Here is a 10,921-nt window from a genome sequence, read left to right as displayed (position 1 = left end):
AACAATTTATAAAATTCCACGTTTGTGAAGAATCCAGAACATTGCATCTTCGATACGCTTAGGAATAGGAGGAGCAATACTGCCATCCTGTTCAGGAGCACGTCCTAATGCAGAGAAAGCAAAGCAAGCATTATTAGAATAGTTTAAATCAAGAGCTTGCAAGAAGTCCCCCTGATCCCAAGTGGAAAGCAATCCTCGCATTTCTTGATTTATCATTTGCTGATCATTATCGTCAAATTTTCCTAATTGTACATGTGGAGATGGTTGTGCGAGAGCAGAACCTTGAGGAAGTACATTTAAATCTTCCAAAACATCAAGTTTAGAGAAAGCCACGGCAACAGGGATATCAATCTTTGCTGTAATCTTCATGTTGCGTTGCTTACGAATTAAATCAGCAGCGCGATTCAGTACTTCAGCAGGTTCTGACACAGTATTAGTTTCAGCACCAATTGAAGTTTTTATAGCGTCTTCATTATCAATATTATTCCTCATAACAGCGTTAGCTAACGGATCGATGAGGAAAATGATGCCTGCAGCATGAGCAATATATCTAGCAACAACATTAATAGTATCTTGATTTTCCCAATCTTCACCGGCAGAATCGAAGAATACAACAGTCATTGCTTTAATTCTTTTCATAAACCCTTGTGTTTGCAACTTTACCGTACCAAGGATCGGTCTATTTTCAGTTATTGTGTTACCGACCAAATGACTTTGTGTTTGTGCAATAGGTCTATGATTCTTATATAAATCGTTTTCAAAACGTTCGCGATATTGGTGACTATCTTCAGCACCATATAGTTGGAAAGTACCATTAAAAGGTCTGAATAGTCGTTTCATCATTTCATGAATTAACACACCAATATACGTACTTTTACCAGAACCGCGTGTACCAATCAATGCAACTATTGTATCTTCATCAGATTCGATAGTAACTGGAAGTTGGTTATGGCATGTTGGGCAAATGCGAGTATGAGAAGTTTGGTGGCATTTGTCACAATCAGCCATCTTAGGCATAGATAATACGGAAGCTTTTGGCAATCGAAATGTGTGCGGACCTAGATAAGATTTGTTACCAGTATATTTGGACAGCTGAGCATCTTGTTCTTCTCCGCAAATTTTACGTTGTTCGCAAGCAAAATCTACATCACCGATTTTATGCTCGCTAAAACAAAATGGGCAAATATAGCTAAATTTCATATTACTTTCCAATCTTTGGTGGTTTGTTTGCTTTAGTAACTAAATCAATACTCTGATAATCATCATCGTTCTTGAAGAATAACTTGTAATACATGTCCCTTGCTAAAAGAGACGTAGGAATATCAATAGTTGTTATTCCTGCTTCTTTAATAGCTTGATTGTTTAGTATAAGTTTTCCCTGCGTTCGGAATACAGGTACGCCTGCCTTCTGTATGCGCAGCTCTGTTTCTGGAAGCGGGCAATTAGATTCAATAATAAGTTTGGCGGAACGAATGCCAGCGAAAAGCGACTTTGTGACATCAATATAATATGTAGCTTTTCCAATTTTACCGAAAGAAAAAGTTTTATTGCTTCCAGCAGAGTATGAGGCAGAATCTCCAGATCCTAATTCGGCAAAAAGGCTAAAATAATACGTATCTGCACTACTTAAACCATCTACAGTAATACCTTTTTTCAGATTATATGTTTTTTGATTAACAATTTTTCGCGAATTCCCTTTTTCAAAAGGTTCGATAGGGAATCGATCTCCACGCCATGCTAACGCTACATGTTCGCTGCCGTTCGGCCAATCAAAAATAACAAAAGCATTAGTGTTAGATGCTGTTATCTTTTTTATAGTTACTGCCTCTTTACTTGATACTGTTGCGGTAGTGCCAATTAGTGCAGTACCATTTTTTACAGTTGCCGCGATAATATAATAAACATTATCGTCTGGGAGAGTGAATGTACCCTTTCCGTCTCCAGTTACTTTAACAGATAACGGCATGGCTTTTGCGGATAGCTCTGATTCAGGTATAGAATCTTCCATGCTAAATTTTGGTGCAGTGTTTGTGTAGTAGAACTTACTTTCGCCTGTACTTGGTTTATTCCATTGGAGTGTAAAACTTCTATCCTTCTGTAGTTGAGGAATCATGAAATCAATTGGCTCTGGTGGCGTAATTGGAGTGCCGCTGCACGATATGCCACGAGAGTATTTTGTAGTTCCATCCGATGCTTGATAGACAGCGTAAATTGTGTAATAGTACGTGGTATTGTTTAGAAGATTTGAATCAAGCAATCCGCCATTTACAACATTTGCTACCTTAATGCCGTCACCTGGGCTTTGTGGCGTATGATTTTCATTACGCCACACCTCTATAGAAGAATTTGCAGGTTGTTTAGACCAAGTTATCTGTAATGACTCATTTGAAGGTGAAACTCTAGGGCTGGTAACATCAAAATAATTGACAATTCTCTTAGAAACAATTAAAGAAGATGACATAGGGCCACATGTTGCAGCAACAGCATAATAATATTCACTTGCGCTTTCAACATTAGTATCTGTAAATGATGTGCCGCTTGTGCGAGCGATAATGTCTCCATCATCAATACTGATAGGAGCAGATCCTTTTTTCTTTACAAGTACGTATATGACAGGTGTAGTTCGTGAAGGTTGCCATGTTATGTTGTTTTCACGAGTAAGTGTATTTGAAATTACGGATATTGTCCCTGTTGCTTGAGGAGTGTTTTTCGCAAAAGCTGTAGCAAGACCTGTATAATCAGAGCAAACTTCGTATGCTCTTAAAGCAGTAGTTAAATTGTTTAGTCCGCCATTTGAGCCGAGAATTGCTTGAGCTTGAGAAATGCTGTCCTTAATTTTTTCTTCTATTTCAGCGTCATTATATTGTGCATATTGCTTACGAATGTCAACATATGTACGTTGTGCTCTCATGAATTGTTTTTTCTTAATCGCATCATTAAGCTCATTTATTTGTGTGCCAATGAGTTTTTGTTGCCTGTGCAATTCAATTCGAGTTTTATCAATATCTTCAAGATCTTTCCACAGTGACTGAGCGGTATCAAGAAGCAACTCAACTTTATCAAATCGAAGATAGCTAAGTTCGTTTTCTGCCGCGGCACAAAGAGCAGTAGCTTTCTGCAAATCTGCATAGTTTTTGCCGCAATTAGAACAGAACTTATCATCTGCTCTGTTGCTTGCACCGCACTTTACGCATGTAACCTTTATTTTTCCTCCACAGGATGCGCAAGCTACATCATTTTCGTTGATAACAACACCGCACCAAGGGCAATAGTAATATGCGACGCTTTTTTCTTCGCTTTGGCTTAATTCAGGAGGATTATACGGAATCTTAGCCTTAGCGCACATGAATAGAATATATTCCACCATATCTTTTCTTGTGAGCTGCATATTATGCTGGGAAGCTATTTGTAGCATTTCCTTAATAAATTGATTTGCGCTAGCGTTATCAAGTGGCTGAGGTGAATTTTTATCTGAAGCATAAGCTAATTTAATGTCATCAAGTTTAGATTTTAAGTCCTTATATGCTAAGTAGTTGTCATAATCTTGACGTGATTTTTCAGAATCGAAGACACTTGTTATGCAGAAGTTAAGCAAATCATGCTGGAAGCTTACTTCTTCGGATGATTTATTAGGTAGAGCTTTATTGTCCTCATCTGCCCATTGTTTCCACATGTCAGTAGGAGTGCTCTTTATTTTTGTTACTTTTCGCTTTTTGGCCAGCAAATCATAAAGAGAGCTGTAACCTAATGTTTGGAGTTTGCCATTATTATTCTTATATTTTGTTTCATTTATGCCTTCTGGTTTTAACTCTTTACCAGAAGGTACATTTGTTTTGCTTGCTTTACGAACTTCCACATTCTTAGTGAAAAGCTCAATGTCTTTTCTCTCGAGTGTTACTCCTAAAGTATCCTTAATTTTTTTGATGATAGCGTCAAAATTACTGTCTACAAGATAGCCTCTTATTAAGAAAATTTTTAGAGTCTTATTAATTTCAGTTTCTACAAGCTGTTTTGCTTCTTCCCAACAGGCTTTTCTATCTGCCTGCGTGCTCAAGTTTTTGAGAGCGTTTTTACTTCTCTCCATGTTGATTTTTGCAACTTCAGCCTTTGAAGAAGCTGTATTAGATTCTTTGGACCACTGTGCTTCCTTAGCTTTTAGAGCTGATTGAATAACGGCGATTACTGCTTGATCGTTATCACTATTCCCAACAAGATTATTGTCAAACTTAAAGATGTCTAACAATAGGTACATATTAGTGGTGCTCATAATTATCCTGACCTTTGTTTTAGTTCACTCACGCAATTATTTAGTTGAAAGCAATTAAATTAGCTAATAGCTCGTGCAATATTGGAGAAACTTTCAGATAATCCACTAAGATCAGTTAACTGACTCAATTCTCTCATTGAGGATATCTTTTGCAAGAAGTCTTCATTGGCGCTGCCTATACCAATTCCAACCGTATCGGAATTGATACTCCAAGCTCTTTCTGCACTATATATTGCTTGATTTTCATAATCCCACACTCCGTCAGTGAGAATAATAGCAAGTTTGATTTGTGAATTATTGCTATACAAATCTGGTAAAATTGATAGAGGATTATTTTCATTTCCGTATCCACATTTACCTTCGTCAAAGTACTGCTTAATTTTATTAATGTGATAACGTATTTTTTGCAAATCGTTAGAAGCTTTTAGATATCCTATTGATCTATCGCCAAAACCTACTAAACCTACATGCAAAGATGTTACATCTATTTGTTTAATAAAATCGTTCGCTGCAACAATGGTTTGCTTTATAGGATCTCCAGACATACTGCCAGACATGTCAATGAACAAATATACTTCTCCACTAACAGCATTTTTCTTAGCTTCTTTTGCTATTTCGTTTGGACTCTTATACACCCAATCCATATCTTCTGGTACTGGTTCTCTGTGCATAACAAGCGATCTGCCAGTCTCTTTCTGTATTGCAGAAATCTGAATTACACCATTATCGTCATAACTATACGTGACATCCATATGTGCAAGTCTGCTATTGTTTACATTTTCAATATTTGTAAACACATATTTTCCTGCGACTTCGTTGTCAAGCGGAGCATGCTCTCCACCTTGCAACAAATACACCTCCATAGTTCCGCCTTGAGACGGGATTCTTAATTCAACTTGTTTGGTGTTATGAGCTGGAATAGGTGAATTCTTTGGTATAAGAATATTATTAAAATATTCTCTTCCGTCCTTACTTTCGGAAATCATGCCTAAAGCGTGTGCTGTAGCATCTGTGATTTTTTTACTACCAATAACTGGTAGCGGTGCTTTCTTTGAGCTAGTGGACCCTCCTAACATTGGTAATGAGGAAATTCCATTGCTGTTTTGGTTAGCTCGTATTGCTGCGCCAAGTGCTACTGCTTCGTCTACATTGATGCCTCCTAATGGTGGCTTTCCACTCATGCGCTCAACATAATCATGTACTTGCGCCATGCGAGTAGATCCTCCAACAAGTACTACTCCATCAATGTCTTGCCAAGTTATGCGTGGCGTAACACTCGCAAATAATCTGTCTACGATATCACTAGTAGATTTCAAACGGTAGTTGGTGATATCGTCAAAAATTTCTCTGGTAATACGGTATTTTCCATGGTCTCCGTTATAGCTAACAGTAATGTCAGCATGTGCAGCTTGAGAAAGACGTTTTTTTGCTCGCTCAGCTAGAACTGCAATTTGAGAAAGTTCGTTTGTATCTTCAGAAATATCAACATCGAACTCCTGCTGGAATTGTTCAATAATCCACTGAGTTACGGCAGTATCCCAATCTTTTCCGCCTAACTTATGATCGCCGTCAGAGCCAAGAATACGAATTTCATCTTCGTCAATTTTTGCAAGTGTAACGTCGAACGTACCGCCGCCGAGATCGTAAATGAGTACAGTTTGATGAACGCCTTTACCGTTAAGACCGTAAGCAAATGCAGCAGCAGTTGGTTCGTTAAGAAGACCCAATACATTGAGCTTAGCTCGTTTTGCTGCAGCAAGAGTTGCTTCACGTTCGGAATTCTTAAAATAGGCAGGAACAGTAATATATGCCGAATCGATGTGTTCGCCAGAAACTTCTTCAGCTTGTTCTACTAATCCTTTGAGCATCATTGCAGATAAAGTAACAGCAGTGCAATCGTGGCCGTGTAGGTTGATATGAAACATTGGATCGCCCATAGATCTCTTAAAGAATGCTGCTGTATTTTCAGAGCCGAATTCTTGCTGATCTTTCGCTTCTTGACCTATTAGTATTGAATCATCATCTCCAACGTAAACTACAGATGGAGTTACTGAATTACCGTCCTTATTAGGGATTATACGAGCTCGTCCAGTATTCTTATCAATCATTGCAACTGCGGAATATGTGGTTCCTAAGTCAATTCCTACAGAAATACCCATAGCTCTTCTCCCTCAATATTGCTGTTATGTATGCTATTACGCGTTAAGAAATCTATGTTGTTCGCAACATAACAAGAATTTTTTATTTATAAATTTCGTATCAATGTTGTGTCAACGGCGCGTAGCCATACTCCGTTGACACAACTGAAAGGAATATCTTCGTTTTTATGCTTTTTCTACATGAGCTACATTATGCTGATGCTCTTGGATTCGCTAACACGAGCTTTAGCTTCTTCAAGTTCTTTATCGCTCATGACATTTTCTGGTTTCCAGTGAGCATCAACTACATTGCCAGATGTGATATCCATGGCGTGCATTTTTACGGTACCATCTTCAGTCAAATCGAGTGTAATTTGAATCTCAGAATTTTTTGGAGTGTTAGGAGCCAAAGAAAGTTCAGCAGTGCCCAAGAAGAAGTCTTCATCAACATCATATGTTTCAACACGATCAGAATTCTGATAAATGCGTAGTTCTACGCCCAGCTGATTATCTTCTTGTGTTGCAAATGATTTAGTTATAGATGCTGGGATTGGATCATCCTTTAGAATCAAATTAAATATTTTTTCATTTCCATCTGAAATGTCGGTAGCTTTAACACCAAAACTCTTAGTTGATACGGAAATAACTTTGACGCTTGCTGCGCTTCCACCGATTGTTGGCAGTGCGGAACCGCCGCCTGATAATGTTGGAAGCACACGCTTTTCGCCAGTAGTTTGATTAACAGCAACCTCGTTGCCGTTGTCATCGGTTTCCTTGACTTCGTCTTCACGAAGCTTAGATTGTTCATCAGCCTGCATAATTGCGTAAATTGCAGCACCTTTTGCCACTGCCTCATCTGGTTCAAAGATTTTTGGATCCATACCAAAGTGCTCTTTTACGCTCTCCTGAATCTGTGGCATTTTAGTAGAACCACCAACCAGGAGAATATCATCGATTGTAATATTCTGAGATTTTGCGGTTTCAACAGCTTTATCTGCCAGCTGTAATGCGCGTACAACCAGATTCTTAGTAGCTTCATCAAATTCTTCACGTGAAACTTCTACCTGCGCGCGTTCGCCGTTAAAGTTGAGAACCTGCTTGGCTGTTTGCTTATTAGAAAGAGCTTGCTTCAGCTTTTCAGCCTTAATAGCAAGGTCTTGTTGGAATTCTTCGCTATCTTCTTCATCAAGCGGATTTGTATCGCTTCCTGTTGCCTCCATAAACTTGTCGACAAGCATACGGCTAACTACAGTATCCCAATCTTTGCCACCAAGTTCATGATCACCCTCAGTAGTAACAACGCGAATAGTACCATTAGCAATTTGCATAATAGTAATATCAAATGTTCCGCCGCCGAGATCATAAATCATAACATTTTTATTCTCTGTTGCGCGCGTTACTCCGTAACATATAGCGGCAGCGGTTGGTTCCTCAATAACAGATAAAACATTAAGACCGGCAATTTCACCTGCCTGCTTTGTTGCAGTGCGTTCTGCTTCACCAAAGTAAGCTGGGCATGTAATAATAACATCCTTGACTTCATCATCAAGTTGCTGACTAGCTTGTTTTGCTAATTCTTTAAGAATGTATGAGCTTACTTCAGTTGGTGAGACGTCTCGGCCATCAATAGTAATAGCAATATTGCTTTTACCCATCAATCTCTTAACGAAAGCAATAGTGCGATCTGGTAGCAAAACTCCGGAATCTTTTGCCTCTTGTCCTACAACTACGGTTCCTTCTTCATCCCATTGAACTACTGAAGGCGTTGTGTCTGAATTAGTATCCACATTCTTGATAACTGTTGGACGGCCATCTTCACTTTGATAAGCAATGCATGAGTAAGTGGTTCCTAAGTCAATTCCGTAAACGTATTTTGACATTGATGTTCCTTTCTTTGATTTATCAGGATTTATTCCATGACAAAATGTTGTAGGTTGCAGTAACCTAATTAACTGCACGTTATATTTATTAATTTCTTTTTTATTGTATTACTTGTTAGTGTTTTCAAAAGTGTTAAATTCTGCAGTTTCTTCATTATCTGGTGTAGGTGTTGAGATTATCTCAGCTGGCTGAACTTGTTGTCCCGTCTCTGTGTAATCGGGCACATACTTGTATACGATTACTTTTTCTTTAAAAAGTGTTTCTTTGTCAAAAATATATCCTGGAGCGACGGACTCGGCGATTGTTCTTTGTTTAGAAATATCAGAAGTAGGAATGCTTTTAATCATTCGCTGACATGTTCCAGTAAACGGATCGCCTTCAGAGCTACTGGCACATTCAACATTGTTCTTTTCTAAGATGTAATTGAGTGAATCCTCTACGCCTTCTAGTGCTTTTATAGCAAGTTCGCTATTCTCCTTTTTAGCGTAGAAAAGTTTAGTTTTGCGGATATCGTCCAAAGTCTCTGCGATATCGTATAACAAAGGGCGCTGTAAATTGTGGTTGAGACCTTCGCGGAACTCTTCAAGTTCTTTATGTTGACGGTCAATGACTGTCTCTTTTACTTTGTCGTATTGCAATCTTTGAGTGAACTGTTTATTAAGCATTGCTAATACAGATGAAACCTCATTGAGGTCATTGTGTAATGTTTCGTGATGCTCTTGGAGATTATCAATGATAGATGATTGTAAATTATTGAGTGCTTCTTTGTAAGAATCTTCGCATTGAGATTTTTTAGGTGTAACTGATGAGTCTTCCACTGGAGTTTCTGCCATGATTGCTTCTTGGTTGGATTCATTGGTGGCATACCTTTGTGGAACTGCATCAGCAGTATTTTCGTCTACAGTAAAAGTTTTAGAGAGTACTGGTTTATGATCTACGTGAGAAGGTTGCAGTTCTTCTGTGTCTACGCAACCTTCAGTTTGGTAACTTTCTTTAAGAAGATTTGCATCATCCATCTCTTGTTCCTTTCTACTCTAAAAAATTAATTCAAAAACTGGTCTGCCATACCTATTGCAGGCTGTTCAATAGGTAGTACGTTCTTGGAAAATGTTACTGCTTGTAAAGCATTCGCTAACGTTGGATCGCTCTGTCGTATAATCCAATCGATTGCTGCATTTACATTCTTTGGTGTGAAAGCTTTGCCAGTGCCGGCTGTGTGACCTATTGCGCTTATAGCAAAAAATCGTGAAGTTTTGAAATTCTGAGCAATGAGATCGACAACTTCTGGCATATCCATGTCTATAAGGAATTGTCGGCACAAGAAGTCCATGGTGTCAAACTCATCATTCCATTTTTCAGGATCTGATGCTCGAAGTTTAGCAATAGCTTTATCTCCAATATGATTTTGCAACTCTTCTGACTCATCGATTTTGTTGATGACTACAGCGATAGGAGTTGATAGCTTATTTTTGCGGTCGATATTAGTGGTTGCGCGAAGATTATTATTGAGTGCACTCATTACATCTTCAAGATTTGCGGAACTGATAGTACCCAAATCGCCAGCAGCAAGATCTCCAGACCACATAGCTTTCACTTGTGGTAATGACATAGGATCAATGACTAACACGATGCCATCGCAACGCGCATATTGATTTTGCTTCTCATGCTCTTGCTGCGAAACAAAGGTCTCTCCAGCAATGTCATATAGCTGGATTAGTCGTTTTGGATTGAGATTCTTACCATGTATGTAAAAACTCATGGCAAGAATACTAGAAGCAGTGGTATCAGTAATAGTAGCAGTTTTTTGTACTGTTCCGCGCTGATAATCTGTATCCATGTTAGTAAACATTGATTGTTTATCGTCATTATAAAATTCGACAGATAAACCATGTTGCGCTGTTCTAGTGGACACAAAATCCTTTACGTAGGCCGTGATAATTGCAGTCTTACCTGTTGACTCGCCGCCAACGATAGGAATAAGTATGGTACGACTGTTAGTGCTTTCGACAAAAGTTTCACGGCCTGATTTCCAGCAGCATGGGCAAATGCTTTGCAAAGCGTAGCGAGGATTCTTATGGCACAATAAACTTGAGGATAATATTTGACCACAAGTACACTTATGATGCAAGCCGCCATAACGATTTGGTTTCAGTGCAAAATGCTTTTCATTACATGTTGGACAAATATAAATGGGGTTGTTGTAACGTTCGTGGCAGAAATCGCAAACGTAAGAGATACGACCAACATGAATGACTAAGAAATCGATAAACGCCAATATTTTTATAATAGTTATGGCTACTATGTCAATTAATGTTGCAATCACAATATGCGGAAACACCATGAAGAAGAAGAGTGAAATAGCAACTACAAGCTGAATAAAAGCAGAAGACAGCCAACAGATGTACGCAAACACTGTTTTCAAGACTGACAAGAAACTCGAAGTCCAGTAAGTATCGTTAATCCCTTTTGTTGAATCATTCAGTGATTCTCTTGTGTTAAGTAAAAATTTGTGGATAATTTCCTTAATGTCAATCCAATTTTGTCGATAAAAATAGGAAATTTCTGCTGGATCAGATATCTTTACCTTTGCCATAATACTCCCTTTACAACAGCTTAATTCACTATTGCTATGTAA

Annotated in this window: 6 protein-coding genes; all 6 read right to left on the bottom strand. The window is 38.4% G+C overall.

The genetic code is table 11. The features are described from left to right. Positions 1 to 6 precede the first annotated feature (6 nt). The 6 genes from HMPREF3208_RS00545 to HMPREF3208_RS00520 all read right to left on the bottom strand — a co-directional run bounded on the left by HMPREF3208_RS00545 (position 7) and on the right by HMPREF3208_RS00520 (position 10,879). Positions 7 to 1,200, bottom strand: coding sequence for a TRAFAC clade GTPase domain-containing protein (locus HMPREF3208_RS00545; protein ID WP_064346712.1), 1,194 nt, complete (start codon positions 1,198 to 1,200; stop codon positions 7 to 9). Position 1,201: 1 nt separating this feature from the next. Then, the gene (locus HMPREF3208_RS00540) at positions 1,202 to 4,267 is read right to left on the bottom strand and encodes a zinc ribbon domain-containing protein (RefSeq protein WP_155639937.1); all 3,066 of its coding nucleotides are present in this window, start codon (positions 4,265 to 4,267) and stop codon (positions 1,202 to 1,204) included. 59 nt (positions 4,268 to 4,326) lie between these two features. Further along, positions 4,327 to 6,426: an Hsp70 family protein gene (locus HMPREF3208_RS00535; RefSeq protein ID WP_064346707.1), complete on the bottom strand. Its 2,100-nt coding sequence runs from the start codon at positions 6,424 to 6,426 to the stop codon at positions 4,327 to 4,329. A gap of 185 nt (positions 6,427 to 6,611) precedes the next feature. Then, positions 6,612 to 8,285, bottom strand: a complete 1,674-nt coding sequence (locus HMPREF3208_RS00530; RefSeq protein ID WP_064346705.1) for an Hsp70 family protein — start codon at positions 8,283 to 8,285, stop codon at positions 6,612 to 6,614. A gap of 108 nt (positions 8,286 to 8,393) precedes the next feature. Then, the gene (gene grpE, locus HMPREF3208_RS00525; RefSeq protein ID WP_064346703.1) at positions 8,394 to 9,302 is read right to left on the bottom strand and encodes a nucleotide exchange factor GrpE; all 909 of its coding nucleotides are present in this window, start codon (positions 9,300 to 9,302) and stop codon (positions 8,394 to 8,396) included. Positions 9,303 to 9,328: 26 nt separating this feature from the next. Further along, a complete protein-coding gene (locus HMPREF3208_RS00520; RefSeq protein ID WP_064346701.1) occupies positions 9,329 to 10,879 on the bottom strand; it encodes a TRAFAC clade GTPase domain-containing protein in 1,551 nt (516 codons plus the stop codon). Positions 10,880 to 10,921: the final 42 nt, after the last annotated feature.

This window comes from Gardnerella vaginalis (genome assembly GCF_001546485.1).
GTDB classification, from domain to species: Bacteria; Actinomycetota; Actinomycetes; order Actinomycetales; family Bifidobacteriaceae; genus Bifidobacterium; species Bifidobacterium vaginale_D.
This window is presented reverse-complemented; position numbering and strand designations above follow the sequence as displayed.

Bases quoted from the DNA above. Each gene is read 5' to 3' on its own strand.
- HMPREF3208_RS00530 (WP_064346705.1), bottom strand. From the start codon at position 8,285: ATGTCAAAATACGTTTACGGAATTGACTTAGGAACCACTTACTCATGC.
- HMPREF3208_RS00535 (WP_064346707.1), bottom strand. From the start codon at position 6,426: ATGGGTATTTCTGTAGGAATTGACTTAGGAACCACATATTCCGCAGTT.
- HMPREF3208_RS00540 (WP_155639937.1), bottom strand. From the start codon at position 4,267: ATGAGCACCACTAATATGTACCTATTGTTAGACATCTTTAAGTTTGAC.
- HMPREF3208_RS00545 (WP_064346712.1), bottom strand. From the start codon at position 1,200: ATGAAATTTAGCTATATTTGCCCATTTTGTTTTAGCGAGCATAAAATC.
- grpE (WP_064346703.1), bottom strand. From the start codon at position 9,302: ATGGATGATGCAAATCTTCTTAAAGAAAGTTACCAAACTGAAGGTTGC.
- HMPREF3208_RS00520 (WP_064346701.1), bottom strand. From the start codon at position 10,879: ATGGCAAAGGTAAAGATATCTGATCCAGCAGAAATTTCCTATTTTTAT.